Annotated in this window: 29 protein-coding genes; 11 read left to right on the top strand and 18 right to left on the bottom strand. The window is 62.0% G+C overall.

All coding sequences use genetic code 11. From position 1 onward, the window contains the following. Nucleotides 1-75: 75 nt before the first annotated feature. Entirely contained in the window at nucleotides 76-462 is a 387-nt protein-coding gene (locus KTR60_RS21785) for a DUF1304 domain-containing protein (protein WP_064443858.1), read from the top strand. Between the two features lie 7 nt (nucleotides 463-469). Here KTR60_RS21785 and KTR60_RS21780 read toward each other — a convergent pair whose 3' ends face one another. The 3 genes from KTR60_RS21780 to KTR60_RS21770 all read right to left on the bottom strand — a co-directional run bounded on the left by KTR60_RS21780 (nucleotide 470) and on the right by KTR60_RS21770 (nucleotide 4,135). Beyond that, the gene (locus KTR60_RS21780) at nucleotides 470-979 is read right to left on the bottom strand and encodes a hypothetical protein (protein WP_228401249.1); all 510 of its coding nucleotides are present in this window, start codon (nucleotides 977-979) and stop codon (nucleotides 470-472) included. Between the two features lie 301 nt (nucleotides 980-1,280). Next, a complete protein-coding gene (locus KTR60_RS21775) occupies nucleotides 1,281-2,126 on the bottom strand; it encodes a mycofactocin-coupled SDR family oxidoreductase (protein WP_020970454.1) in 846 nt (281 codons plus the stop codon). 92 nt (nucleotides 2,127-2,218) lie between these two features. After that, the gene (locus KTR60_RS21770) at nucleotides 2,219-4,135 is read right to left on the bottom strand and encodes a propionyl-CoA synthetase (protein WP_003940009.1); all 1,917 of its coding nucleotides are present in this window, start codon (nucleotides 4,133-4,135) and stop codon (nucleotides 2,219-2,221) included. Between the two features lie 177 nt (nucleotides 4,136-4,312). Here KTR60_RS21770 and KTR60_RS21765 point away from each other — a divergent pair, with 177 nt between their 5' ends. After that, on the top strand, nucleotides 4,313-5,584 hold the full coding sequence (locus KTR60_RS21765; RefSeq protein ID WP_228401248.1) for an MFS transporter: 1,272 nt from the start codon (nucleotides 4,313-4,315) through the stop codon (nucleotides 5,582-5,584). A gap of 4 nt (nucleotides 5,585-5,588) precedes the next feature. Here the strand turns inward: KTR60_RS21765 and KTR60_RS21760 are convergent, their stop codons facing one another. The 6 genes from KTR60_RS21760 to KTR60_RS21735 all read right to left on the bottom strand — a co-directional run bounded on the left by KTR60_RS21760 (nucleotide 5,589) and on the right by KTR60_RS21735 (nucleotide 11,226). Beyond that, nucleotides 5,589-6,629: a hypothetical protein gene (locus KTR60_RS21760; protein ID WP_151098116.1), complete on the bottom strand. Its 1,041-nt coding sequence runs from the start codon at nucleotides 6,627-6,629 to the stop codon at nucleotides 5,589-5,591. Beyond that, nucleotides 6,626-8,113, bottom strand: a complete 1,488-nt coding sequence (locus KTR60_RS21755) for an acetyl-coenzyme A carboxylase carboxyl transferase subunits beta/alpha (protein ID WP_003940141.1) — start codon at nucleotides 8,111-8,113, stop codon at nucleotides 6,626-6,628. The genes KTR60_RS21760 and KTR60_RS21755 overlap by 4 nt, the downstream gene beginning before the upstream one ends. 94 nt (nucleotides 8,114-8,207) lie before the next feature. Continuing rightward, complete coding sequence (locus tag KTR60_RS21750) at nucleotides 8,208-9,401, bottom strand: ABC transporter permease (protein ID WP_228401247.1); 1,194 nt, start codon at nucleotides 9,399-9,401, stop codon at nucleotides 8,208-8,210. Next, nucleotides 9,398-10,294, bottom strand: coding sequence for an ABC transporter ATP-binding protein (locus tag KTR60_RS21745; protein WP_003939757.1), 897 nt, complete (start codon nucleotides 10,292-10,294; stop codon nucleotides 9,398-9,400). The genes KTR60_RS21750 and KTR60_RS21745 overlap by 4 nt, the downstream gene beginning before the upstream one ends. 43 nt (nucleotides 10,295-10,337) lie before the next feature. Then, nucleotides 10,338-10,883: a hypothetical protein gene (locus tag KTR60_RS21740; protein ID WP_228401246.1), complete on the bottom strand. Its 546-nt coding sequence runs from the start codon at nucleotides 10,881-10,883 to the stop codon at nucleotides 10,338-10,340. Next, on the bottom strand, nucleotides 10,876-11,226 hold the full coding sequence (locus tag KTR60_RS21735) for a helix-turn-helix transcriptional regulator (RefSeq protein WP_042952669.1): 351 nt from the start codon (nucleotides 11,224-11,226) through the stop codon (nucleotides 10,876-10,878). Before KTR60_RS21735 ends, KTR60_RS21740 begins: the two co-directional genes overlap by 8 nt. A 106-nt stretch (nucleotides 11,227-11,332) precedes the next feature. On the opposite strand from KTR60_RS21735, the gene KTR60_RS21730 reads away from it, so the two are divergent. The 3 genes from KTR60_RS21730 (at nucleotide 11,333) to KTR60_RS21720 (ending at nucleotide 12,816) form a co-directional block, all read left to right on the top strand. After that, complete coding sequence (locus KTR60_RS21730; protein ID WP_007733415.1) at nucleotides 11,333-11,752, top strand: hypothetical protein; 420 nt, start codon at nucleotides 11,333-11,335, stop codon at nucleotides 11,750-11,752. 74 nt (nucleotides 11,753-11,826) lie between these two features. After that, nucleotides 11,827-12,240, top strand: coding sequence for a VOC family protein (locus tag KTR60_RS21725; RefSeq protein ID WP_021332241.1), 414 nt, complete (start codon nucleotides 11,827-11,829; stop codon nucleotides 12,238-12,240). After that, nucleotides 12,241-12,816 (top strand): TetR/AcrR family transcriptional regulator, encoded by a 576-nt coding sequence (locus tag KTR60_RS21720; protein WP_007733408.1) that lies wholly within the window; start codon nucleotides 12,241-12,243, stop codon nucleotides 12,814-12,816. Nucleotides 12,817-12,828: 12 nt separating this feature from the next. On the opposite strand, the gene KTR60_RS21715 is transcribed toward KTR60_RS21720, so the two are convergent. From KTR60_RS21715 to KTR60_RS21705, 3 genes are all read right to left on the bottom strand, one after another. Next, nucleotides 12,829-13,668 (bottom strand): aldo/keto reductase, encoded by an 840-nt coding sequence (locus KTR60_RS21715; RefSeq protein WP_054827330.1) that lies wholly within the window; start codon nucleotides 13,666-13,668, stop codon nucleotides 12,829-12,831. Nucleotides 13,669-13,813: 145 nt separating this feature from the next. Next, nucleotides 13,814-15,445: an ABC-F family ATP-binding cassette domain-containing protein gene (locus KTR60_RS21710; protein ID WP_030535395.1), complete on the bottom strand. Its 1,632-nt coding sequence runs from the start codon at nucleotides 15,443-15,445 to the stop codon at nucleotides 13,814-13,816. Nucleotides 15,446-15,511: 66 nt separating this feature from the next. Continuing rightward, nucleotides 15,512-16,108, bottom strand: coding sequence for a class I SAM-dependent methyltransferase (locus tag KTR60_RS21705; protein WP_030535396.1), 597 nt, complete (start codon nucleotides 16,106-16,108; stop codon nucleotides 15,512-15,514). A gap of 130 nt (nucleotides 16,109-16,238) precedes the next feature. On the opposite strand from KTR60_RS21705, the gene KTR60_RS21700 reads away from it, so the two are divergent. Next, a complete protein-coding gene (locus KTR60_RS21700) occupies nucleotides 16,239-17,087 on the top strand; it encodes an aldo/keto reductase (RefSeq protein WP_037128502.1) in 849 nt (282 codons plus the stop codon). Between the two features lie 64 nt (nucleotides 17,088-17,151). On the opposite strand, the gene KTR60_RS21695 is transcribed toward KTR60_RS21700, so the two are convergent. Continuing rightward, nucleotides 17,152-18,303, bottom strand: coding sequence for an NADH:flavin oxidoreductase (locus tag KTR60_RS21695; protein ID WP_065455317.1), 1,152 nt, complete (start codon nucleotides 18,301-18,303; stop codon nucleotides 17,152-17,154). Between the two features lie 202 nt (nucleotides 18,304-18,505). Between KTR60_RS21695 and ctaD the strand changes: the two genes are divergently transcribed. Genes ctaD through KTR60_RS21680 form a run of 3 tightly spaced genes read left to right on the top strand, consistent with a single transcriptional unit; the run spans nucleotide 18,506 to nucleotide 21,254 of the window. After that, nucleotides 18,506-20,260 (top strand): cytochrome c oxidase subunit I, encoded by a 1,755-nt coding sequence (gene ctaD, locus KTR60_RS21690; protein WP_020970441.1) that lies wholly within the window; start codon nucleotides 18,506-18,508, stop codon nucleotides 20,258-20,260. Between the two features lie 45 nt (nucleotides 20,261-20,305). Next, complete coding sequence (locus KTR60_RS21685; RefSeq protein ID WP_003939892.1) at nucleotides 20,306-20,779, top strand: MarR family winged helix-turn-helix transcriptional regulator; 474 nt, start codon at nucleotides 20,306-20,308, stop codon at nucleotides 20,777-20,779. A 55-nt stretch (nucleotides 20,780-20,834) separates the two neighbouring features. After that, complete coding sequence (locus KTR60_RS21680) at nucleotides 20,835-21,254, top strand: DUF5313 family protein (RefSeq protein WP_042451127.1); 420 nt, start codon at nucleotides 20,835-20,837, stop codon at nucleotides 21,252-21,254. 9 nt (nucleotides 21,255-21,263) lie between these two features. Here KTR60_RS21680 and KTR60_RS21675 read toward each other — a convergent pair whose 3' ends face one another. Further along, nucleotides 21,264-22,292, bottom strand: coding sequence for an NAD(P)/FAD-dependent oxidoreductase (locus KTR60_RS21675; RefSeq protein ID WP_217018920.1), 1,029 nt, complete (start codon nucleotides 22,290-22,292; stop codon nucleotides 21,264-21,266). Between the two features lie 33 nt (nucleotides 22,293-22,325). On the opposite strand from KTR60_RS21675, the gene KTR60_RS21670 reads away from it, so the two are divergent. Both KTR60_RS21670 and KTR60_RS21665 read left to right on the top strand, forming a co-directional pair. After that, entirely contained in the window at nucleotides 22,326-22,952 is a 627-nt protein-coding gene (locus tag KTR60_RS21670; protein ID WP_003940282.1) for a helix-turn-helix domain-containing protein, read from the top strand. A 56-nt stretch (nucleotides 22,953-23,008) separates the two neighbouring features. Further along, complete coding sequence (locus KTR60_RS21665) at nucleotides 23,009-23,467, top strand: GNAT family N-acetyltransferase (RefSeq protein ID WP_228401244.1); 459 nt, start codon at nucleotides 23,009-23,011, stop codon at nucleotides 23,465-23,467. Between the two features lie 12 nt (nucleotides 23,468-23,479). On the opposite strand, the gene KTR60_RS21660 is transcribed toward KTR60_RS21665, so the two are convergent. The 4 genes from KTR60_RS21660 to KTR60_RS21645 all read right to left on the bottom strand — a co-directional run bounded on the left by KTR60_RS21660 (nucleotide 23,480) and on the right by KTR60_RS21645 (nucleotide 25,846). Beyond that, nucleotides 23,480-23,767, bottom strand: a complete 288-nt coding sequence (locus KTR60_RS21660; protein ID WP_228401243.1) for a hypothetical protein — start codon at nucleotides 23,765-23,767, stop codon at nucleotides 23,480-23,482. 301 nt (nucleotides 23,768-24,068) lie between these two features. After that, nucleotides 24,069-24,863: an MHYT domain-containing protein gene (locus KTR60_RS21655; protein ID WP_228401242.1), complete on the bottom strand. Its 795-nt coding sequence runs from the start codon at nucleotides 24,861-24,863 to the stop codon at nucleotides 24,069-24,071. Between the two features lie 40 nt (nucleotides 24,864-24,903). Beyond that, nucleotides 24,904-25,491 carry a GTP-binding protein gene (locus KTR60_RS21650; RefSeq protein ID WP_003940118.1) on the bottom strand — a complete coding sequence of 196 codons (588 nt, stop codon included), beginning with the start codon at nucleotides 25,489-25,491 and terminating at the stop codon, nucleotides 24,904-24,906. Beyond that, nucleotides 25,472-25,846, bottom strand: a complete 375-nt coding sequence (locus KTR60_RS21645) for a DUF742 domain-containing protein (protein WP_007727785.1) — start codon at nucleotides 25,844-25,846, stop codon at nucleotides 25,472-25,474. Before KTR60_RS21645 ends, KTR60_RS21650 begins: the two co-directional genes overlap by 20 nt. Between the last annotated feature and the right edge of the window lies 1 nt (nucleotide 25,847).

Raw genomic sequence — 25,847 nt, 5'->3', positions numbered from 1 at the left:
CTTTCTGTATCGTTCGGTCCAGTATATATTGGACCGAACGATACAGAATTCACTCGAAGCAACAGGAGTTCACCGATGAATGTCGCCGGCTACATCTTCGCGGGACTGGCCGCAGCAGTGCACGTGTACATTTTTGTCCTCGAATCGATTCTCTGGACGGCCCCGAAGACCCGCGCCACGTTCGGCGTGAAGTCCGAGGAAGAGGCGATCGCCACGCAGCCGCTCGCCTTCAACCAGGGCTTTTACAACCTTTTCTTGGCGATCGTGTCGGCGGTCGGCATCGTGATTGCGGCGACCGGCTCCGCGTCGGTCGGAATTGCCCTCGTCCTGGCAGGCGCAGGATCGATGGTTGCCGCGGGATTGGTGCTGATTCTCTCGTCTCCCGACAAAGCCCGCGCAGCCGTCGTGCAGATGCTTTTCCCAGCTATTGCCGTTGTTCTGCTGGTAATCCACCTGCTTTGAGTGGTCTCTATCCGCCGCCGAGCACCAGTGATTCGATCAACGCAAAAGCACCGTTGAGTGCTCCGCAATCGAAGGCTTCGGCCAGGGCGTAACCGATGACAAGTTCGTCGGTGCTCGGCGTGCTCGACCAGACTGCGTCGGTCTGTCTGGGATCGGATTCCTCGTTCTTGGAGAAGTGCCCGATCCGCAATCCCTCGCGGGTGAATGCACTGTTCGCGTCGTCGACTGGGGCGAAGTTCAAACTCACGCCGTAGACGAGTGCCGAGACAGAGTACGAGCGACGGGACAGAAACCCTTTGCCGACAGTGAGTTCGACTTCGTCGCCACCGACAGTGAAGAACAAGTCGGCGGCGGCGCGCGTTCCGATGGGTGTGCCTTCACGGCGCGGGGCATCGACTCGACGCGTCAACAGAGCGTGTGAGTTGCCGTTTCGGACGTCGACGACCCCCGTGTCGACATCGAACGAGATCTCGACTTTTCCGTGAATCGGGTCCATTACGGCGTATTTGACCGTCACTGTGCCTACCCCCTGTAAGTGTGAACTCGGGTCCATAATACGTGGTGGGAGCGTTGTCCAGTATGCCCGAATCCAAAAAAATAGTGCCGAATGACGCGCGTTTGCGGCCAAATGCTTCTACGCTGGGTCTTGGGTTTGTTGCGCATCCCACAACGGTTTTTCCCACACCAGACGAGGAGCGCCTATGAGGTTGTCGACTACTTGTTCTGTTGCTACGAAGGCTTGATCAAGCCGGAATTGCCTCTGCCGGATGGTGCTCGAGACCCATCCGGCAGAGGCAATTCTGCATCAGTTCGGGCCTTCAGCCGCCGGCGAATTTTTCCGAGGTGCCGAGATCGATCGGCAACGCGATGCCGGTGATCCCGCGCCCGGCCGGCCCCACCAGATAGAACACCGCATCCGCAATCACTTCGGGGTCGACCCACGGGTGGGGCAGCAGATTCAGCTTCGACATGATCGGAGCGGTATCGGCGAGGACAGGATTCTCCAAGTCTGGACGGAACGCACGAACCATCGGTTCGTTGTCGATCATCGTCGTTCGCACATTGCCCGGGTGTACGGAGTTGACTCGGATGTCTGCCCAGCCGAGTTCGTTGGCCAGAGACTTCGCCAACCCCCGAACGGCGTGCTTGGACGCGGAGTAATGTGCAATCCCCGGCACGCCTCGAAGCCCGGCCATCGAGCTGATCAACACAATGGATCCACCTCGATTGCCGTTCATGATGTGCGGAATCGACACCTTGGTCGTCAACCAGACGCCGGTGACGTTGATGTCCATCAGCTCGCGGAACTCTTCGGCGCTCAGGTCCCAGGACAATTTCGCCGACGCCGCGATTCCCGCGTTGGCGATCACGATGTCCAGTCGGCCGAGTTTCTCGACTCCGGCGTCGACCGCTGATTTCAGGGCATCGAGGTCGCGAGTGTCCGCGACGGATGCGACGATACGCCGGCCCTGAGCTTCGACCAGGGCGACGGTCTGGGCGAGGTCGGCTTCGGTGGCCATGTCGTACCCCGCCGTTGCGACCGGCGCGCAGAGATCCACCGCGATGATGTCCGCGCCCTCGGACGCGAGCTTGACGGCATGCGCGCGCCCTTGACCACGCGCCGCTCCGGTGATGAATGCGACCTGACCGTCCAAATTGCCCATCGAACTTCCCCTGTCCGTGTGAATCGCCGAAACTGGAACGTGTTCATACTGCTACGTCCGGAGGCAGAGGGACAGGGGAATTCGCTGAATCCTTATCCGCGAAGGAGTTTGGACAACTCGTCCAATACGCTCGCGTCCTCGATGGTCGACGGGACCGTGTACTCCTCGTTGTCGGCGATCTGCCGCATGGTCTTGCGGAGGATCTTGCCGGAACGAGTCTTCGGTAGTGCGGCGACGACGGTGACGTCCCGGAACGTGGCGACGGCACCGATCTGGTCTCGCACCCGCGCGACCAGTTCCTGTCGGAGTGTTTCGGGATCGATGTCGACGCCGGACTTGAGCACGACATAACCGCTCGGCCGTTGCCCCTTGAGTTCGTCGTGAATGCCGATGACCGCGCATTCGGCGACAGCCGGGTGGCCGGCGACGACGGCCTCCATGCTTCCGGTCGAAAGGCGATGTCCGGCAACGTTGATCACGTCGTCACTTCGTCCGAGCACGAAGACGTAGTTGTCCTCGTCGATGTACCCGGAGTCGCCGGTGAGGTAATACCCTTCGAAAGTCGACAGGTAGGACTTCACGTACCGGTCCTCGTCACGCCACAGTCCGGCGAGTGTTCCGGGAGGAAGCGGCAGGCCGATCACGATGTTGCCCTCGGTGCCCGGACCCACGAGTTCGCCCTTGCCGTCGACGATTTCGACGCGGTATCCGGGGCAGGCGACGGTGGGTGAGCCCGCTTTGATCTCCATGGGTTCGAGGCCGCGCAGATTCGCGCAGATGGCCCAACCGGTTTCTGTCTGCCACCAGTGATCGACCACCGGGCGATCGAGAATCCGAGTAGCCCACTCGTAGGTGTCGGGATCCAAGCGCTCGCCGGCCGCGAAGAGTGTGTCGAGCGACGAGATGTCGTACTTGGCAAGCTCTTTTGCGTCCGGGTCGGCCTTGCGGACCGCGCGGATCGCTGTCGGAGCGGTGAAGAGTGCCGACACGTTGTATTCGGAAATGATGCGCCAGAACGCACCGGCGTCGGGGGTGCCGACGGGCTTGCCTTCGTACATGACCGTCGTGGCTCCGGCGAGCAACGGTCCGTAGACGATGTAGGAGTGGCCGACCACCCAGCCGACGTCGGAGGCGGTCCACCACACCTGTCCTGGGCTGATGTCGTACAGATTCTTCATGGTCCACGTCAGCGCAACGGCATGGCCACCGTTGTCCCGGACGACGCCCTTGGGCTTACCGGTCGTTCCCGAGGTGTAGAGGATGTAGAGCGGATCCGTCGCGGCGACCGACACCGGGTCGGCCGGGGTGGCGTCGGCGATCAGCTCGTCCCAGTCGAACCAGGCTGCGGCACTTGACTTGTAGTCGGAAGCTGCACCGGGAATCTGCTCGCGATTCTTCACGATCACGGTGTGCGCGGGAGTGGCGGACAGTTGCAGAGCCTTCTCGACCATCGGCAGGTACTCGATTGTTCGTCCGGGTTCGAGGCCGCCGGACGCCGTCACGAGCACCACTGGACCGGCGTCGTCGATACGGGTTGCGAGCTCCTTGGCCGCAAAGCCGCCGAACACCACCGAATGCACCGCGCCGATTCGCGCACACGCGAGCATCGCGATCGCAGCCTCGGGGATCATCGGCATGTAGATGATCACGCGGTCGCCCGCCACCACACCCTGATCTTTCAAGACGCCGGCGAAGAGTGAGACCTGCTCGAGCAATTCGGCGTAGGTGTACGTGGCCTTGGTGGGGACCATCGCGGAGTCGAAGATCAACGCGGTCTGATCGCCGCGGCCGTCGCGGACGTGCCGATCGAGGGCATTGAAACTGGTGTTGAGCGAAGCATCCGGGAACCAGCGATAGATCGGCGCGGCAGAATCGTCGAGAGCCTTCGTGGGGGCGACATCCCAGTCGACGGCCCGCGCAGCGTCGAGCCAGAACTTCTCCGGCTGATCCATGCTCTCGCGATATGCGTCGGCATACGTGGTGTGGGACGCCTGCTCGGAAGAGCTCATCGACGTGTGTCCTCTCGTGAACTTCGCTTACCGGTGACCTGAAACACCTTAGGTCACCGTCAGTGCGGTGCGCCTCAGTAGCGGTGGGGGTACCGTCCCTTTGCGCCGGGCGGGCCTGTCCTGTCGGCCAGTGGCGCGTAGGGGTGGGATAAGCCAGGGACGGAAAGGGGGATCGATGTGACAGGTGCAGCGCAACGCGCAGGCTTCTGGGGAGTCCTCGCTCTGCGTGACTTCCGACTTCTGTGGACTGGCGACGCAGTCAGCGGTATCGGAAACGGTGTCACGACCGTCGTACTGCCGCTGATCGCGCTTCGCGAACTGGACGCGAGTAGCTTCCAGATCGGTGTGCTGGCATCAGCAGTGTGGTTGCCGTGGTTGATCGTCGGACTACCAGCCGGTGCCTGGATCGACCGGCTGCCTCGGCGCCCGATCATGATGATCGCGAACGCTGCGTGCGCGCTGTTCTTCGCGAGCCTCGCGATCGCCGGCTTCCTGGAGGCGATGACATACGGCCACCTGCTCCTGGTCGCGCTGCTCACCGGTACAGCCACCGTCTTCTTCCAGGCGGCCTATCACTCGTATCTCCCCACGGTGCTCGCCGAAGCGGATCTTGTCGAAGGGAACTCGAAGATTCAGGGCGCCGAGGCCGCAACTCGGGTGATCGGCCCAAGCGTCGGTGGGCTGGTGGTTGCAACTGTCGGGCTCGCGGCCGGTCTGGTTGTCGACGCGTTCACGTTCGCCTTCTGCTTCGTATGCATCTGGCTGATTCGTGTGCAGGAGACCGTCCATCGCGGACAGAATCAGCGAGAACCGTTGCGACGCCAGATTGCGCTCGGACTGCGATTCGTCGCCGGTGATCCGTATCTGCGGTCGATCGTCGTCTACGGCACTCTGCTCAATTTCGGTCTCACCGGGTACTCCACGATCCAGATCGTGTTCCTGGAAAAGACGGTTGGCGTGGGGGAGTTCGGACTCGGGCTTCTCCTGGCGATTGCCTGGGTGGGCGGAATTGTCGGATCGATGATCGCGCGCCCGCTCGGCCGCAGATTCGGCACTGCCCGAAGCGTTCTCACCTGTCAGTTGGTGACGGGACCGTTCATCCTGTTAGCACCTCTGACGACGTACGGTGCCGGCCTGTTCTGGTTCTGCATCGGCGGCATGGTGATGGTTGCGGGCGTCGTGTCGTGCAACGTGGTGCTCGGCAGTTTCCGTCAAAGTTACTGTCCGCCGGACCGCCTCGGACGAGTGGTGGCAACGAGTATGTACCTGCTGCACAGCAGCATTCCGCTCGGTGCTCTGACGGCAGGCTACCTCGGCGACGCAGTGGGACCGCGCGGGACGATGTGGATCATGGCCTGCCTGATCGCGCCGTGCGGATTGGTCCTGCTCTTCAGCCCGCTCCGCGGGATCCGCGATCTACCGAGTCGGCCTGCAGTCCCACTGCGGTAGAGGATTACTGCGGTAGAGCCGCGGCGGCCTCTTCGCTACGAATCGCGATGCGAAGAGTCGCGAGCATGAACAGTGACACTGCGAAACCGAAAAGCGCGCCGAACTGGTCCTGCGTGAACAGATAGACCTGCGTCACCAGGAGACTCACGATGAGGGATGCACGCAGGAGTTTCAGGGCTCGCAGGTACGGACCGCGGAAGAGGAACCACACTCCCAGAACCACAAGAACTCCGGTTGCGACGGTGGAGATCTGGACCACCAGGTCGGAGACGTCGTCGGCCTCGACGACGTTCTCGGAAACCAACGCGTAGATCACCTGGACAATCGCCAGAAGAGCCTGCAGTACGAACAGGGTCAGTACCAGTCGGCGGACGACCCGGTGCCGGAGCAGTTCCTCGGCACGGTGGAAGAACGCGTTGCGGCCACGAGTGATCTTCGATTCGATACCGCCGGTCGGCGGAGTCTGTGAATGCAGGCCGGCTTTGATCGAATCGACGAGGTCGGTGAGGCTGCGGTCTTCGACGCCGTCGAGTACGCGGAGGGCGTGGTTGTACTGGATCTCGTCGAGCTGACCGAGAGCGAGGTCCGAGAGCGCTCGCGCCCCGATGGCGAGCCGATGACGATCATTCATTCCGCGCCGAATCACCACCTCGCGCGCGGCAAGATAGAAGAGAACGAAGACGACGTACATGATCGCGATGGCAGGCTGGTAGAAGTAATCGACGTCGGCGGTGACGAATTTTCCGACCTCGTCAATGAAGAGACCGAACCCGATTCCGCCGACGAGCGTGGCCAGGTCACGCGTGCGAGAGCCTTCGGTGATGGCGGTCGCCACGATGGCTACGGCCATCAGCAATCCGCCCCAGAGAACGTGTGCGATGTGGAGGGCGCCGCCCCCGATCTGGGGATAGCCCGTTGCCGCCAGATATGCGCGGGTGATCAGCACGGTGGCGATGCCCGCGAACAGGAACAATTCGAAACGAGCGAGTGCCGCGCGGTCGTAACTGTGCGGCAGCGTCAGCGCATTCCGGTCCTTCGTCGTCATTGCGGAACTCCCAGGTTTCGATAGCGCGCGATACGGGAGGACTGGCGATCGGTGTCCGACTCTTCGGCAAGCACGAAGAGTTCGTGCGCTATCGCAGCCCCTACCCTCTTGGAGAATTCCACGGGTTCGTCGGCCGCGTCAGGCGTTTCGGGAATGATCGCGTCGATCACGCCGTCTCGAAGCAGATCCAACGAACGAATGCCCTGCGCTGCCGCCATCTCCGGTGCGTGACTGATGTCGCGATGGACGATCGCGCTTGCGCCTTCCGGCGGCAGGGGAGCGAGCCACCCGTTCTGTGCCGCGAGTACCCGATCGGCGGGCAGCAGCGCGAGAGCCCCGCCGCCTGTTCCCTGGCCGAGCAACACCGACACTGTCGGGGTCTTCAGCGTCACGAGGTCGGCGATGCAACGGGCGATCTCAGGGGCCAGTCCACGTTCTTCAGCTTCTTTGGACAGCGACGCGCCCAAAGTGTCGATCACGAGGACAAGCGGGAGTTGTAGTTCTTCGGCAAGTTTCATGCCACGTCGTGCTTCCCTGAGCGCGGCCGGTCCCATCGTGGTGAGCGCGGATTGGCCACTGCGGTCCTGGCCGAGCAGGATGCACGGAAAGCCTCGGAAGCGGGCGAGCGAGAGCAAGATCGTCTTGTCGGTTTCACCCTGCCCGGTGCCGCTGAGCGGTACCTGTTCAGTTGCGGCATGGCGGAGCAACTGCCGGATACCGGGTCGATCGGCCCGGCGCGAGAGCATCACCGACTGCCAGGCGGGAACATCGGGAATCTCGGGTGAGGGAATCGGGTCCGTGGCCGCCGGGGCCGGGGGATCGGTGAGCACGCACAACGCTCGGTTGACCAGCAGACGGAGGCGGTCGACGGGTACGACGCCGTCGATAACGCCGTTGCGATACAAGTTTTCGGACGTCTGGATACCGTCGGGAAACTTTTCGCCGTACAGCGATTCGTAGACACGGGGTCCGAGGAAACCCACCAGAGCACCGGGTTCCGCGACGGTGATGTGGCCGAGGGATCCCCATGAGGCAAAGACCCCGCCGGTGGTGGGATTGCGCAGGTAAACCAGGTAGGGCAGGTGTGCCGCTTTGTGAACAGCCACTGCCGCAGCGATCTTCACCATCTGAACGAACGCCACGGTGCCCTCCTGCATCCGCGTTCCGCCGGAGGTTGGCGAGGCCAGCAGTGGGAGTTGTTCTGCCGTAGCACGTTCGACGGCGGTCACGATCCGCTCGGCCGCAGCAACTCCGATCGAACCGGCGAGAAAGCTGAATTCACAGGCAATTACCGCGACCCGACGTCCCCGAACGGTACCGACACCGGTGACGACGGACTCGTCAACTCCGCTCTTCTCGCGGGCCTTCGCCAGGTCTTCCGCGTATTTCGCGCCAGGTCCGACGTCGACGGGCGGGGAGTCCCAAGAGACGAAGCTCTCGGGATCGAGTACCGCAGTGAGTAGTTCTTCGGCCGAGATTCGCACAACGTCCTCCAAGTAAGCAGCACCCCGTCCAGGATGAACCTACCTGGGCGGGGTGCTGCCGTGATCGTGTGGCGTCAGTTGTGCGCCGGATAAATCAGCGTCCGAACGCCTCTTTCCACGAAACGACCTTGCCGATGCGAAGGATGGAGCGCTGGTAGATCTTTGCCGCGATCATCGACAGCGCAGCGGTCACCACCAGCATCAGCAGAATCGTTCCCACGATCTGGAACGGAGAAGCAACACCGGCGGAAATGCGCAGGGGCATGAGGATTGCCGAGAACGGCGGAATCCAACTCAACACGTTGCTCAGGGTTCCTTCTGGATTGCTCACCGAAACGAAAGCCACGCTGACCATCGCCATGACGAGCAGCGCGAGAGGCATCGCGGTGGCGTTGACGTCCTCCTGCCGCGAGACCATGGACCCGGCGGCGGCGTACAGCACGGCGAAGAAGAGGAAGCCGAGAATGAACCACCCGAGAGTGCCGAACAGAACGCCGATCGCGGTGCCCGTCACGGTCAGGACGCCCGTCGCCAGTCCGGTGGCGACGCCCGCGACGGCATAGGCAGCCATCTGCATCAGGCCGACAGCACCGATTCCGAGAACCTTGCCCCACAACAACTGCAGCGGACGAAGAGTGGAGAGCAGCAGCTCGACCACGCGACTGGACTTCTCCTCGACGACGCCCATCGCCACGTACGTTCCGAACAGCAGGATCTGCATGTAGAGGAGCACCACAGCAGCGATCGACATCGCTATGCGTTGGCCCTGTTCGGGATCCGGGGGATCGATGGCATCGATGGTGACCACTGCCGTGGACGTGGCTTCGGCGAGCTGAGCCGGATCGATCCCCGCAGCGGAAAGCGCATTCGATTGTGCCTGCTGTGCAACGGAACTCTCGATGACAGCGCGCAGATTCGTGGGCACTTCCTTCTTGGTCACGACAGTGACGCCGCCGCCCGATCCAGCGATCACGGCCACGTCGAGGTCGCCGTCCTTGACCTGGTTACGCGCGGTTCCGTCGTCGGAAACCTCCGTCACCGTCACCGGATTTCCGAGGGTGTCGCCGATGGACACCATCGTGGCACTGAGTGATTGGTTGCCGACCAAGCCGATCTTCGACTTGTCCTCGTCGCCGCCGGAGAAGAGTGAGAAGGCGATGATGCCGCCGATGATCGCGACCAGAATGATGACGTTGCTGATCACAAAACTCTTCTTCGAGATCTGCGTCATGAATTCGCGTCGGGCGACCAACCCGATGGCTCGACCTCCGCTCAACTGGTTGCTCATGCGGCTACTACCTCTCGGAACAGATCGGTCAGTGACGGACGTCGTAGCGTGAACTCGTGCACCGGTCCGGTTTTCAACGCTGCATGCAGGATCTGCTGATCGTCGGCGGTTCCGTCGACGCTCAGGAGCGTTCGACCGTCGAGGTGGCTCAGTGTGGTGACACCGATCAGATGGTGTGCCCAACCGACCGGCGCGTCAGGGGCGAAGACTTCGATTCGGCCGTCGCCCTTGCCTCGTAGTTCGTCGACGGTTCCGATCTCCCGCATGCTGCCGCGGCTGATGATGCCCACGCGATCGCACAAGCGCTCCACCAGATCCAGCTGATGGCTGGAGAAGATTACGGGAACACCGGTGCGAGCCTTCTCGACCAGCACGTCACTCATGACATCGACTGCTACGGGGTCGAGGCCCGAAAACGGTTCGTCCAGAACGAGTACCGATGGGTCGTGAACCAGCGCCGCCGCGAGCTGCACACGTTGCTGATTACCGAGGGACAGGGAATCGACGGTGTCCTTGACGCGTTCGGCGATGCCCAGACGTTCGGTCCACCGCTCAGTGGCCGCGTGCGCGTCGGCCTTCGAGAGTCCGTGTAGCTCGGCCAGATAGGAAAGTTGCGCTCCCACCTTCATCTTGGGGTAGAGGCCGCGTTCCTCCGGCATGTATCCGATAGTGCGACGCACGTCGAGGTCGACGGGTTTGCCGCCGAGGCGAACTTCTCCCGAATCTGCTCCGAGCACACCCAGCGCAATGCGCATCGTGGTCGTCTTGCCGGCGCCGTTGCTGCCGACGAATCCGAAGATCTCGCCTGGGCGCACTTCGAAACTCAGGTTGTCGAGTGCGACGACGTCGCCGTAGCGTTTCGAGATGCCGTCGATCGTGAGGGTGGCTGACATGGGTCCTTCCCATCGGTCGAGTGGTGCGCTTCGGTAATACGGGTCAGAGATCGAACTCTTCCGAATCAATCGGATCCGGGTCTGGATTGGTCCACGAGAGAATCATCGCGGGCGTGCACGCGCCGATCAGCATTGCAGTCAGTGCCAATAAACCTCCCGTGTAAGGCAGCCTCTCTACATTCCACTGCACCGACGAGGTGAAAATGAGGAAAATGGCGACAATGAAGACCAACGTTTGGGTCACGCTGAGCCCGACGGAGCGAGCGTCGTTGCGTTGCTGGATCTCCCATTCGTCCAACGCCTGCCGCGGAGCATCCCCTTGCCGGCCCGACACGATTTGAAGTGAGGACCACGTCGGCAGGAACAGCAGGGTGAGGACCGGCCATGCCACGGCGAAGAGCGGATTGAACAGGCATGCTGTGCTGACGGCAACCATCGCGGTGAACAGGACCGCCAGGGCGACGACGAGTACGCGCCGACGTCGACGGGTTCGCCAATTCGGGAGCCAATGTCGGAACGTCTCCTCGTTCTGCAGGAACCGCCGAGTGCGGTGGGCCTGGTAGCGGTCGATCAGATTTGATTCAGGCACTTGGCTTTTCACTCCCCTCGGTAGTGCGGTCAGATCGGTAGACCTCCGTCGACGGTGCATTCCGGTAGACCTCCGTCGACGGTGCATTCCGGTAGACCTCCGTCGACAGCGGCCCGAACTCCGTCCGGGAGAACACCGCCTCCACCGGGAGGTCGAACACCCAGCAGATTCGGAATGCAAGATCCAGGCTGGGGTAGTGGTCACCGCGTTCGAGTGCCCCCACCGTCTGCGGATTCACGTCGACGAGTTGCGCAAGCTGTGCCCGGCTCATCTTCCGCTCGGCGCGAAGCACTCCGATGCGATTGAAGATGGGGAGCGCGTCTCCCCGCCGGACTGGGCTCATGCATCAAAGTGTTGTAAAAACCCAACAGTTTGTCAACACGAATCGCGATTGTTCCGCTTCTGGGGCGTGCCGGCGGATAAGGTTCGGGCAACGGAAGGGGCTTGGCATGGTGGTCGAACAGTTGGTGCTCGAAGAGTCCGGCCTGGTCGTGCAGGTGCGCGAGGATGGTAGCTACTGCGTGGGACCGCAAGGGCGCGAAGCGGTCTGGCGCGATCCGATGGAGAAGGGTGCAGTCATCGGTATTGGGCAGCACACTCCGGGGGATGTGGAAGGCGAATCGTGGTGGGTCGTGTACGGCCAGTCGGACATCGGGGCGGACGTCACCGTTCGACTCGAGGACGGGTCGCACGTGCCGGTTTCGCGCCTCGGTGAGATCTTCGCCAGTGAATGGGTGAGTACCCCGCAGCAGGCGTTGCTGTACCGGTCCGATCGCCCGGTGGAGTCGCAGCCCACTAAACTGTCTGTGCTGTTCGCCAGGCCGAAGTTCATGCCCAAGGCGGCGTTTCCGGAGAATGATCGCTTGTAGTTGCAGCGAGCTGCCGTCGGGAGGCTGGCAGCCATCTTCGCGAAACATTACGGTACGTACTGTACTGTTTTGGAATGACAACTTGGCCGAACGACCTCGCAGTAGTGCAAGTGCGCGTAGCGCGACCCACCGACAGGCTCGACGACGTGATTGCGTTCTATCGCGACTGTCTGGGATTGCCAGAGCTCTACCGGTTCTCCGGTCATGCCGGGTACGACGGAATCATGCTGGGTCTGCCGGATTCGAACTATCACCTCGAATTCACGACCCACGAAGACGGAAGCCCGTGCCCGGCGCCGACGCAGGACAACCTGTTGGTGCTCTACTTCGCCGGCGAGTCGGCGATGTACGAGGTAGTTCAGAGGTTGGGGGAAGCAGGGCACGAACCCGTTGGCGCCGAGAATCCGTACTGGGAGGAGAATGCGGGGATGACTTTCGAAGATCCCGACGGCTGGCGTCTGGTGCTCATGCCGCGGCCGGTGCTGTAGATGGTGCGCGCCCGCGACGAGCGGATCGACGACGCCGTTCTGGCGGCAACCCTGGAGTTGTTGGGGGAGAACGGATATGCGGAGCTGTCGATCGGTTCGGTGGCGACGAGAGCGGGCGTGCATCGACCCGCCATCTACCGGAGATGGCCGTCGAAGCGGCATCTGGTGGTCGACGTTGTCGTGGCGCACATCGGCACTGATCCAACGCCGGACACCGGCGATCTCAGGGCAGACCTGGTCGCCGGCATCACGACATTGGTTGTGGGGCTGAGCGAAACGGTAGTCGGTCGGATCCTGCCCGCGTTGGTCGCGGATCTGGCGGCGGACCCGGAATTGGCGCGGGATTTCCAGTCGGCATTCTTTCAGCCTCGACGCGATTCCACTGCGGCAGTGCTGGAATCGGCGCGCCTACGCGGCGACATACGGAGCGACTTCGACCTGGACTTCGTCCTGGACGCGCTGGCGTCGCCGATCTATTACCGAGCGTTGTTCCGTCACCTACCGCTGGACGCGCTCCTGGCCGAGCAGTCCGTCGATTCTGTGCTGCTGACGTTGACTCCCCACGAAAATTCTTGAAGCCGTTTCGATTCAGTTCAATTCGACTGGATCGGGTCCGACACGGCTGTCGGTGTTCAGCGCTGCGATGGCAGCTGACTCGTCGGTATCGAGTGCGAAGTCGAAGATTGCGGCGTTGTCGCGCATACGGGCAGGCGTGACCGACTTCGACAGAACGGTGTGGCCCTGTTCGAGATGCCAACGCAGAATGATCTGTGCCGGGCTCTTGCCGTGTGCTGCAGCAATTTTCCCGATGGCCGGGTCGTCGAGGATAGTTCCCTGTCCCAATGGGCTCCAAGCCTCGATTTCGATGCTGCGACTTCGCGCGTACTCCCGTGACGCGTGCTGTTGCAGTCTGGGGTGCAATTCGATCTGGTTGACGGCCGGGGTGGTCGCGCTGTGCTGGGCCAGCAGTTCGAGGTGCTCGGGCAGGAAGTTGGACACGCCGATCGCACGGGTGCGGCCGGAGGCGAGAATTTGCTCGAATGCCGCCCAGGTCTCGACGAACAGGCCCTTTGCCGGCGCGGGCCAGTGAATCAGATAGAGGTCGACGTAGTCGAGTCCGAGCTTGTCGAGGCTGGTGTCGAAAGCGGCGAGTGTTCGGTCGTGGCCCTGATCGTCATTCCACAGCTTGGTGGTGACGAACAGCTCTGACCTAGGGATATCCGAACCTGCGATGGCGCGGCCGACTCCGGCTTCATTTCCGTAGATCGCGGCCGTGTCGATGTGGCGGTAGCCGATCTCGAGAGCTGCGGCAGTGACCTCTTCGGTCTGTGCGTCCGGTACCTGGAAAACGCCGTACCCGAGTTGCGGGATGGTGATCGGCTCGCCGGTGGTTCCGTGAGTCAGTGTGCGGTCGGGGATCGACAACATTGAAGAGTGCCTTTCGGGACTGGGATGTGGCAGCTCGACGGGGGATCATGTCATCCGCGGGCCACCTATGCCGCGCATGCAACTATTGCGTGCGCCTGATAAATAGTTGCACACGCGGGTTGTCTGCGCAAGCAGAGTCGATCGGCTACTCCTCGAAGAGCTGTCCGTTCTCCATTCGCCACCGGCGCGTGCTTCGGGTGGACTGCAGCATGCGTCGATCGTGAGTGACCAGAAGGAGGGTTCCCTCGAACGACTCCATTGCCTGCTCGAGCTGTTCGATCGCCGGAAGGTCGAGATGGTTCGTCGGCTCGTCCAGTACCAGTAGGTTCACGCCGCGAGCCTGGAGCAAAGCAAGTGCAGCCCTTGTTCTCTCGCCGGGGGACAGGGAAGCGGCAGATCTGAGTACGTGGTGTCCGCGCAGGCCGAACTTGGCGAGGAGAGTGCGGACATCGGCATCGGGCCAGTCCGGAACCTGCGCACCGAAGGCCTCCACGACTGGTTGATCACCTTCGAACAATCCACGCGCCTGATCGATCTCACCGATCGCGACACCGGAACCCAGCGACGCGATGCCCTCGTCCGGGACGAGTTTGCCGAGCAGGACGTTCAGGAGGGTGGTCTTGCCTGCCCCGTTCGCGCCCGTGACGAGAATCCGATCGCCCCAGTCGATCTGCGTCGTGACCGGACCGAACGTGAACTGACCGCGAGTTACCTTGGCGCCGTTCGTGGTTGCGACAACGGAACCGGACCGCGGCGCCGCCGCGATCTCCATGCGAAGTTCCCACTCCTTGCGCGGTTCCTCGACCACTTCGAGTCGCTCGATGCGGCGTTGAGTCTGGCGGGCCTTCGCGGCTTGCTTCTCCGTCGACTCGGTCCGCAATCCGCGTCCGATCTTGTCGTTGTCCTTGGCTTTACGACGCGCGTTGCGGACGCCGTGTTCCATCCAGTTGCGCTGCATCTGTGCGCGATCTTCGAGATCGGAGCGGGTGCCTGCGTATTCCTCGAACGCCTCGCGTGCGTGCTGGCGGGCGATCTCGCGTTCGGCGAGGTACGACTCGTAGCCGCCGTCGTACACGGCGATGTCCTGTTGTGCCAGATCGAGTTCCACGATTCCGGTGACGGTGCGCGAGAGGAACTCGCGATCGTGGCTCACGACAACCAGTGCTGCGCGCGTCTCGGCGACAAATCGCTCCAACTGCTCGAGACCGCGTAGGTCGAGATCGTTGGTGGGCTCGTCCAACAAGAGAATGTCGTAGCGCGAAAGCAACAGTGACGCGAGGCCGGCGCGCGCGGCCTGACCGCCGGACAATGCCGTCATATGTGCATCGAGTGGAACTCCGAGACCGAGTTCTTCGACCACCTTCTCGGCGCGCTCGAGCAGGTCGGCGCCGCCGAGAGCGAGCCAGCGTTCCAGTGCAGGGGAGTACAGATCCTCTTCGGCTTCGGCCAGGGTTTCGGCTGCGGCGTTCATGACTTCCTCGGCGTGGGCGACGCCGGTGCGGCGGCCGAGGAACTCGAGGACGGTCTCACCCTCGATGCGATCGGGTTCCTGCGCGAGGTAACCGACCGCAGCATCCGGCGGGCTGAGGATGATCGAACCCTCGACGTCGGCGGTTCCGATTCCGGCCAGTGCGGTGAGAAGCGTCGACTTGCCGGCGCCGTTCGCGCCGACGAGGCCGATGACGTCGCCGGGGGCAACGGTGAGATCGAGGTCGGAGAACAGGGTGCGTTCTCCCCGGGAAGCAGAGAGGCCGCTGATGCGCAGTGTTGCAGTCACCTGAGAAGTATCCCCGGTGCTGTGCGCCTTTATTAACCGCGGGCGGTTAATAAAGGCGCACAGCAGTCAGCCACGGACCAGGTGATACCAGCACGGATGTGCCGCACGGACCGGAAGTGGCGATTCACTCACGTCCGCGGCCATGCTCGAGGCCATCGACCAACCGTCGAATGCTCGCATGACGTCCTCCTCCGAGACGCCGTGTGGCATCGGCCAACGGTGCCCCGGTCCGAATGCGAACATCACCATGGACGCCCCGGGTGCGGTGATCGCGTTTACGGATCTCCCGTAGTCCCGCCGTTGATGATCGGTGAGCCCGTGAAAACAGCCGATGTCGAGCACCAGCATGTGCCCGCCGTCGACGGCAATGTGCAGGTCTGCCGCGTCCTCGTGGAGGAACCGGACGTCGACGTGTGCTTCACGCGCGTGTATGCGCGCTTTGTCCAGCGGTTCCTGTTCGGCGTCGACGCCGGTGACGTGCCAACCGCGTTGCGCCAGCTCGATGGAATGGCGTCCGGTGCCGCAACCGATATCGAGTGCACGGCCACCTTCCGGGACGGGAATCGCATCCAGAAGGCCGGACAGTTGAGCGTCGAACCCGTGCCCGGTGTGCTCCCACGGAGTGACGCCGACCTTGTAGGCGAGACGATATGAAAGATTCATCGCTCTCTCTTTTCTCGAGGCGATTCCAATACTTGTCTTCCAAGGTAGACCGGCATTTCGGGCGGTACAAGGGCACTGCCCGGAGGTTCGGCGGGGAATGCCTCCCGGCCCTCGCGCGTTGGATCCATATATGACCGAGACCAACGATGTGACCTCTGTACCGACCATTGTTCTGAACGACGGTAAGACGATCCCCGCACTCGGATTCGGTGTGTTCCAGGTTCCGGACGACGAGACGCAGGAAGCCGTCTCCACAGCCCTGAAGACCGGCTACCGCAGTATCGACACCGCCAAGATCTACGGCAACGAGGTGGGCGTCGGCCGCGCGATCGCCGAATCCGGCATCGCCCGCGAAGACCTTTACATCACGACAAAACTGTGGAACGACGATCAGGGCTACGACTCGACGCTTGCGGCATTCGACGCCAGCCTCGACAAGTTGGGTCTCGAGTACCTCGACCTGTACCTGATCCACTGGCCGGTTCCGTCCAAGGACCTGTACGTCGAGACGTTCAAGGCATTCCAGAAGCTCAAGGCCGACGGACGGGTTCGATCCATCGGCGTCTCCAACTTCACCATCGAGAACCTCGAGCGCGTCATCGGCGAAACCGGTGAGGTGCCGGTCCTCAATCAGATCGAGCTTCACCCCAAGTTCAACCAAGCCGAACTGCGCGCCTTCCACACCGGCAAGGGAATCGCGACGGAAGCGTGGAGCCCGCTCGGACAGGGAACCGTTCTCGGCGACCCCGTCATCACCGCTATCGCCGACGCTCATGGCGTCACCGCGGCTCAGGTGATCATTCGCTGGCACCTGCAGATCGGAAACGTGGTGATTCCGAAGTCGGTGACCCCCGAACGTATCGCCGCCAACTTCGATGTCTTCGGATTCGAACTGACACCGGAACAGATCAACGCGATCGGTGCTCTCGACGACCCGGCCGGCCGCATCGGCCCCGACCCGGTCACGCTCGGCAGCTAGTACTTCCGGCAGACCCACAAACGGCACTCCCACAATTGCGGGAGTGCCGTTTTGTCGTGCGAGGTCAGTTCAGGTGTGTGCGATGTTCTGCGGTGAATGCGATGTGCTCGTCCGCGCGTCCGGTGCGGAGCTTCTCGACCCACTCGGGATCGGCGAGCAGCGCGCGCCCGATGGCAACCATGTCGAATTCACCCCTCTCGTACTGAGCTTCGAGACGCTCCAGTCCGGTGACAGCAGATGCAGCGTCGCCGGTGAATGCCGTCGTGAACACGGAATCGAGTCCGACCGAACCGACGGTGATGGTCGGCAACCCGGTCAGCTTCTTCGTCCAACCGGCGAGGCCGAGTGTGCCGTCTTCACCGTCGAGTTCAGCGAATGCCGGTTCCCAATGACGCCTCGTGGACGGATGCAGAATGTCGACGCCGGCGTCGACCAGGGGAGTGAGGATGCGGCCGAGTTCTGCCGGGCTCTGGGCGATACGAGCGTCGTAATGGCCAGACTTCCACTGCGAGAATCGGTAGACGATCGCGAACTCGTCCCCGACGGCCTCTCGGATTGCGGCGACGACCTCGGCCGGGAAACGGGTGCGGGCCTCGAGTGATCCGCCGTATCCGTCGGTTCGGACATTGGTTCCCGCCCAGAGAAATTCGTCGAGCAGGTAGCCATGTGCTCCGTGCAACTCGAGACCGTCGAAGCCGGTGTTCTTCGCGTTGAGTGCGGCGTCGACCCACGACTGCTTCAAGTCGTCGAGGTCAGAGGTGGTGAATTCTCGTCCCAGGCGGGTGCCGTCCAGTGCCAGGCCGGAGGGGCTGACGGTTTCGACCTCGGGGTTCAGGCGCGAGTTCTCGCCGCGTTCGACTCCGAGGTGCCACAGCTGAGGAATGATCGATCCGCCTTCGGCGTGGACGGCGTCGACAACCGACTTCCAGCCACCCAGGCTCGAATCGCCGTAGATGCGCGGTACGCGGGTGTGCGGGCCGGCTGCCGGGTCCGGGATGTACGTGCCTTCGGTGATGATCAAGCCGACACCACCTGCTGCGCGACGACGGTAGTACTCGGCTACGTCGGCGCCGGGGATTCCGTCCGGCGAGAAGGCGCGCGTCATCGGGGCCATGGCGAAACGGTTACGCAACGAGAGTGATTTGACCTCGAAAGGCTCGAAGAGGCCGCGCAACGCGGAGGCCTCGGGTGCTGTCGATGTGTCGGGAAGAGTCACGGGTTTGTTCAACGCGGCGGACCCTCGACCTATTCCGCCGCCTGACTTTATCTCACCGAAATCTGCAAAAGGTTGCGTACGTTCGGTTTTCGATAGATGCTCACGTCGGCCACACTTAGTTTGTGCATTAACTATTAACATGCGATATGGTCGTGCGGAAAGTTCTTGAGGCGGTATCGAGCACGAAAGAGGACGCGCGAGCATGACGACAACGGTGCCGGACGAGCGGACCGGAGAGTTGGAGCCGATTCCGGAGCGGCCGTACCCGAAGCGCCGTGATCCCAAGGGGTCGTGGATGTTCGACATGATCAAGACCACCGATCACAAGAAGATCGGGATCATGTACATGATCACGGCTTTCGTGTTCTTCCTGATCGGCGGCCTGATGGCCCTGTTCATGCGTGCGGAACTGGCTGTCCCCGGGATGCAGTTCCTCTCGAACGAGCAGTTCAACCAGTTGTTCACCATGCACGGCACGATCATGTTGCTGCTGTACGCGACGCCCGTCGTTTTCGGCTTCGCGAACTACATACTTCCGCTGCAGATCGGTGCCCCGGACGTGGCGTTCCCGCGTCTGAACGCATTCGGATTCTGGCTCTTCACTTTTGGTGGTCTCATCGTTCTCGGCGGATTCCTCACGCCGGGCGGCGCTGCCGACTTCGGTTGGACCGCGTACACCCCGTTGTCGGGCGCGGTGCACAGTCCCGGCGTCGGCGCCGACCTGTGGGTCTTCGGTCTGACGGTCGGTGGCCTCGGCACCATTCTCGGTGCGGTCAACATGATCACCACCGTGATCTGCCTGCGCGCACCCGGTATGACGATGTTTCGGATGTCCATCTTCACGTGGAACATCTTCATCACCAGCATTCTGATCTTGATGGCGTTCCCGCTCTTGACCGCTGCGTTCATGGGTCTGTTCGTCGACCGTCATCTCGGTGGGCACATCTTCGACCCGGCGTCGGGTGGAGTTCTGTTGTGGCAGCACCTGTTCTGGTTCTTCGGTCACCCCGAGGTGTACATCATCGCGCTGCCGTTCTTCGGCATCGTCTCGGAGATCTTCCCGGTCTTCAGCCGTAAGCCGATCTTCGGGTACACCGGATTGGTCTATGCGACACTGGCGATTTCAGCTCTGTCGATCGCGGTGTGGGCTCACCACATGTACGCGACGGGTGCTGTTCTCCTGCCGTACTTCTCGTTCATGACGTTCCTGATCGCCGTGCCGACAGGTGTGAAGATCTTCAACTGGATCGGCACGATGTGGAAGGGGCAGTTGACCTTCGAGTCGCCGATGCTGTTCTCGGTCGGCTTCTTGATCACCTTCCTCTTCGGTGGTCTGTCGGGTGTCATTCTCGCGAGCCCGCCGATCGACTTCCATGTCACCGACACGTATTTTGTCGTCGCCCACTTCCATTACGTGGTCTTCGGTACGGTCGTGTTCGCCACGTACGCCGGTATCTACTTCTGGTTCCCGAAGATGACCGGTCGCATGATGGACGAGCGTCTCGGCAAGTGGCACTTCTGGACCACGTTCGTCGGTTTCCACGGCACGTTTCTCGTTCAGCACTGGCTCGGCGGCGAAGGTATGCCGCGTCGTTACGCCGACTACCTGCCCTCGGACGGGTTCACGGTGCTGAACTCGGTGTCCACGATCTTTGCCTTCGTGCTCGGTGCCTCGACGCTTCCGTTCATCTGGAACGTTTTCAAGAGCTACCGCTACGGCGAAGTTGTCACCGTCGACGATCCGTGGGGTTACGGAAACTCGCTGGAGTGGGCAACCACCTGCCCGCCGCCGCGTCACAACTTCACCGAGTTGCCGCGCATCCGCAGTGAGCGTCCGGCGTTCGAGCTGCACTACCCGCACATGGTGGAGCGAATGAGGGCGGAAGCGCACGTGGGTCTCACCGGGCAACCCACGTCGACGTTGGAGAAGAGTGACGATCATCGCCAGATTGATTAGTGCAATAATAGTTGCTGCACTAATTAATCTGATAACATCGGATTCATGACGACGAAGGCTCCGCAGACGCAGATGGATGATCCGCTGGCTCTCGACCGGCAGGTGTGCTTTGCACTTGCGGTCGCGAACCGGGCGGTGCTGTCCGTCTACCGGCCACTGCTCGAGCCGATGGGCCTCACGCATCCCCAGTACCTGGTGATGCTGGCACTGTGGGGAAAGTCGCCGATGGCGGTCAAGGAAATCGGGCAGGCACTGCAACTCGATTCGCCGACGCTGTCGCCGCTCCTCAAGCGACTCGAGGCGTCCGGGCTGATCACGCGAACCCGTAGCCGCGCCGACGAACGGCAACTGGACGTGGACCTCACCGAAGCCGGTGTGGCACTGCGCGCGGAGGCGGAGAAGATCCCGCCGGCGGTTGTCGCGAAGCTCGGCGTCAGCCTCGCCGAACTCGAAGAACTCCACAACGTTCTGACGCGGGTCAACGAGGCCGCGCTCCGCGCCGGAGCCTTGGACCAATGAGAGAAATGTGATGACTGCATCCGAAAGAAACGTGATGACTGCGTCAGTACCGTCGATGCGTACCGAACAGGTGACTTCCGTGACTTCCAAAAAGCAACGTACGAGCCCGAATCCTCTTCAGTGGTTGGGTTATTCAGTGGGGCGCAAACTGCCCGATTCGATGCAGGACTGGGTACGAAACGACCTGATCGGTGACTGGGCCGTGCCGCGTCACCTGATCCGAAGCATGGTGCCGTTCATTCCAGTGTTCGCGGCCTTCATGCTCTTCCCCGGACCGTGGGCCCTGCGGGCATCGATGGTGCTGCTCGGAGTGCTTCTGGCACTGTTCTATTCGGTCTCCTACATGGCTCAGAACAGGTCGCGCCGCCTCGAGCGTCACGGTTTGCCTTCCGACCTCGAGAACCCGAAGAAGATCTCGCGCCACGACGCCGAGAAGGCCGCCTACGAGAAGTTGCACGGCGGCCCCGCGACGTAGACGCCTCGGTCACAAGCCGTGGAGGGCGCTGCCGCCGTTCAACTCGCAGACGCGTTGCTCCACTGTCGCCGAGAAGCCCCCTTCCGGCTCGGTCGAACGAAGAGCCGATTCGACATCTTGCTCGACCAGATATCCGTTGATCGCGATTGCCGCGGTCGAACCTGCCGCCGCAGCATTGATTACCTGGGCGCGAGGGTCGACGACGTTGCCGGCGCCCCAGATACCAGGAACACTGGTGGCGCCGGAACGATCGACAGCCACGAATCCCGTGGGGCTGGTTTTGCAGCCGAGTCGCGTCAGATGTGCGTCGTTCGGAACGAAACGCGGCGCAACGAACAGTGCTGAGCGCGCAACAAGTTGGCCGTTGTCGAGTTCGACGGCCCTCAGTTCGCCTCTCTCGCCGATCAATCCAGATACCGATCCGTCGGCAACCGTCACTCCTCGGGCAGCCAGTCGTGCGCGTTCGTCGGGGGTGAGCGAGATCTTGTCGGGGAAGAACGTCACATCCGACGACCACTGTCGGAGTAGAAACGCCTGGTGAAGTGACATCTCGCGAGCGTCGCCGCCGAGAACGCCGATCGGTTGGTCGCTGATCTCGTACGCATGGCAGTACGGGCAATGGAGCACGCTTTGCCCCCAAAGCTCCTGGATGCCTGGTATTTTCGGGAGTGAATCCCGTAGGCCGGTGGCAACCAGCACAGTACGAGTTTCGAGCGTCGTGCCTCCTGAAAGTTCGACGACAAAGCCGGGTTCGATACCGCACCAGGAGATGTCGACTACGTCATCTTGTGTCAATTCCACTCCGTACGTCTGCAATTCGCTGCGTCCGACGGCGAGCAACTCACGTGGCGCCATGCCGTCGCGCGAGAGGAAGCCGTGCATGTGTGCTGCCGGTGCGTTGCGCGGTTTGCTGGAATCGATGACGGCGACCGAGCGCCGAGCACGACCCAACACCAGGGCTGCGCTGAGTCCGGCGGCGCCACCGCCGACGATCACGGCGTCGAGGATCTCAGTTTCAGTGTGTGTTCGCATGAGCACAGATTGCTCGCAGAGGAGGTTCATCAGCAACTAATGTTGCCATTTCTGGGAATCGTCGTCAGACTCGGCACCATGAATGTCAACGGTCCGCACATCGATGCCGCCATCTCGCAGATCGGCGCGCGCCTCAAACGCATTCGTACACAGAGGAACGTCACGCTCACAGCGCTGTCCGAGTCCACCGGTATTTCGAAGAGCACCCTGTCGAGGCTCGAAGCGGGGGAGCGTCGCCCGAGCTTGGAGTTGCTGCTTCCGATCGCGCTTGCCCACCAAGTGCCGTTGGACCAACTGGTGGCGGCACCGCAGGTCGCCGATCCACGCATCCAGAGTGCGCCTCGAAGCGTCAGTGGGCGAACGGTATTGCCGCTGACTCGGCAACCGGGTGGGTTGCAGGCATTCAAGATGACCATCCCGGCAAGCCAGACGGAACCGGATCCCCAAGTGCACGACGGCTACGAATGGCTGTACGTGCTGTCGGGGAGGTTGCGGTTGGTGTTGGCCGATCACGACATCGTGATGGGTACGGGTGAAGCTGCTGAATTCGACACCCGAAACCCGCATTGGTTCGGCAGTGACGGGCGCGGCCCGGTCGAGGTACTGAGTCTGTTCGGCCCCCAAGGAGAACGCATCCACGTTCGGGCCAAGCCTTCGGCGAAGTGAAGGACAGTCATACTTTCATTCGGTACTGCCGGAAGCGAAGAGGACAGTGAGGATCTGTGCGAATCGAAATTGACGACCTGAGTCGGGATGCGGTCCGTGCTCTACTCACCGAACATCTCGCCAACATGCACGCGACCTCGCCCGCGGACAGCGTTCACGCGCTGGACGTCACGGGGCTGATGGATAGCTCTGTGACCATGTGGACGCTGTGGAGCGAAGGTGACGAGTTACTCGGTTGCGTCGCACTCAAGGAACGGTCGTCGGCCGGCGGCGAGATCAAGTCGATGCGAACGTCATCGGCAGCAAGGGGGCGTGGCGTGGGAACGCGACTTCTTCAACACGTCGTGGACGAGTCGAGACAACGAGGTTACCGGCAACTCGAATTGGAGACCGGTACGCAAGAGTTCTTCGATCCAGCTCGCCGGTTGTACGCGAAATTCGGGTTCGTGCCTTGTCCACCGTTCGGGAACTACCGCGAAGACCCGAACAGCGCATTCTTCGTTCTCACCTTGTGAGCAGCTCGCACGCTACAGCATCTTTGCTGTGATGCGTCGTACTGCACTGTCGGAGTCCATGATTGCGGTGTCGAGCACCAGCCGTTCCGTAGTCCACGGCTCGTAGTCTCGATCCAGAATTTCCTGCCACGTCGGTAGTACGAGATCCGGGATGTCGACGACTCGCCGTTCAGCGCGTCTGCGATGCTCGTCGGGATCCGAACAGATGACCTCGACACCGAGCAGGCGCGCCGAATTATGTTGTGCGGTAGCGGACCAGGCGTCTCGTGTCGCCTCGACGGGGTTGACGCATTCGACCACGACCGAAAGTCCCAGTCGCAATTGTTCGGCGGCGAGCGCGTACCCGGTGATGTATCCGGCGGTCCCGACGCGTCAGCGATACCACTGCGTATCAGCGCCTGTTCGATGGTATCGATCCGCACGAAGGGGATTTGGTGACGCTGCGCAAGCGCCCGCGCGATCGTCGACTTGCCGGTGGCCGGCAAACCACCGATCACGACGAGCGTTGCGCGGGTCGATGGCTGGGGGTTGTGTCCGGCATCCACCATCCCCGAAATGTACGGGGCGTTGTCGATTTACGTGAACTCGCCCCGTACTCTGCTCAGTTCGAGATCGCGAACTCTCGTGCTTCGAACGCCAGATCGTCGGCGGCGGATTCCATTCGTGCCGTCGCGCGGTTGGGTGCTGTCAGCACTGCGACAATCGGAACTGCCAACGCCAGCAGGCCGAGAACGAAGACAGGGAAGAGGAATGAGAACACTTCGAGTCCCTGTGGCGCCGGGGCTGCCGCGTCGTGAACAACCTCGACAGCGGCCATTCCGGTGTAGTGCATACCGACGACAGCGATGCCCATGATGATTCCGGCGACAAAACGCAGAATCGTGGACTCGAGCACCATGGTGAACCACAGTGCAGCGGTTCCGGCGACGACTGCGATGAGAACCGACAGTGCAACGAAGAGCAGGTCGTAGTGGATCTCGCCCTGAAAGCGCAAGGCGCGCATACCCGTGTAATGCATGATGTTCACGGCGAGACCGGTTACCACGCCCCCGATCAGAAGCCGCGTCCAGCGAAATTCGGTCCCGATGATCAGCAGGCCGACAAACACGGCCCCTACTGAGATGATCGCGGAGATCACGGTCCATCCGAGGTTGTATCGAATGGGACTGCCGGGGACCGCGAAGCCGAGCATGGCGATGAAATGCATGAGCCAGATGGCGACGCCACCGATCGACAAGGCAGCCATGGCGAGCCATCGCATGCGTGTGGCGGTTGTCGTCGCCGACGCTGAATGCCTGGTGCACGCCAGGCCGACTACCGACCCGATCACGGACACGACGTAGGCGAGTCCGAGCAGCCAGATTCCCATCGAGAAATGGTGCATTTCATCCGACATGCCAGTTCCTTTCGGCGACGATTCGCATCTGGTGATTCATCTAGACGACTGCTTCAGCTGCAAGTCGTTCGAGGGAGTATTCGGTGACGGCGATCAGCGCGCGTTTGGCTGATTCGCGGTTTCGGGCGTCGATCTCGATCATGGGAACCCGGTTGGGTAGAGCCAACGCCTGGCGGAGATCGCTCGCCGAATGGATTGGTGCGCCGTCGAAACGGTTGACCGCCACGATGAACGGGAGGCCTCGCGCCTCGAAGAAGTCGACTGCGGCGAAGCTGTCTTCCAGGCGACGCGTGTCGACCAGAATGACCGCACCGATCGCACCGGTGATCAGGTCGTCCCACATGAACCAGAAGCGGCGCTGTCCCGGGGTTCCGAACAGATAGAGGACCAGGTCGTCGGCGAGAGTGATGCGCCCGAAGTCCATCGCGACCGTCGTGGTGCTCTTGTCGGGAGTGGATCCGAGATTGTCGATACCGTCGCTGGCGTCGGTGACCATGGCCTCCGTGCGAAGGGGGACGATTTCGGAGACGGTCCCCACAAGTGTTGTCTTGCCAACACCGAAACCCCCGGCGATCACGATTTTTGTCGATTTCACGCGAGACGATGAGTCAGAGTGCCCGAAGTCCACTGAGGGTCCTTTCGATCAGTTCGCGTCGCTCGACTCGAGATGCGTCGCTTCGCAGAGTGGCATGTATTTCCAGTGATCCGGCTACTACGAGGTCGGCGACCAGTACCCGCACGACTCCGATCGGAACACCCAGGTGGGCAGCGATCTCGGCAACCGAGATCCGCTGCTCGCAGAGTGCGACGATCGATGCACGAATATCCTGCGGTGCAAGATTGTTCGAGACCGCGTCTTCGATCGTCGCGATGATCGCTTCGAGTGGGAGGTCGATGGACGGCAGGGTCCGACCTTCGGTGAGCGCGTACGGCCGGACCAAGCTCGGTTCGGCGTCGTCGTACTCGGATTGATGGTGAGGCATC

Source organism: Rhodococcus sp. C1 (assembly GCF_020809065.1).
GTDB classification, from domain to species: domain Bacteria; phylum Actinomycetota; class Actinomycetes; order Mycobacteriales; family Mycobacteriaceae; genus Rhodococcus_F; species Rhodococcus_F qingshengii.
Note: the sequence above shows the minus strand (reverse complement) of the source record. Positions and strands in the feature narration are given on the sequence as shown.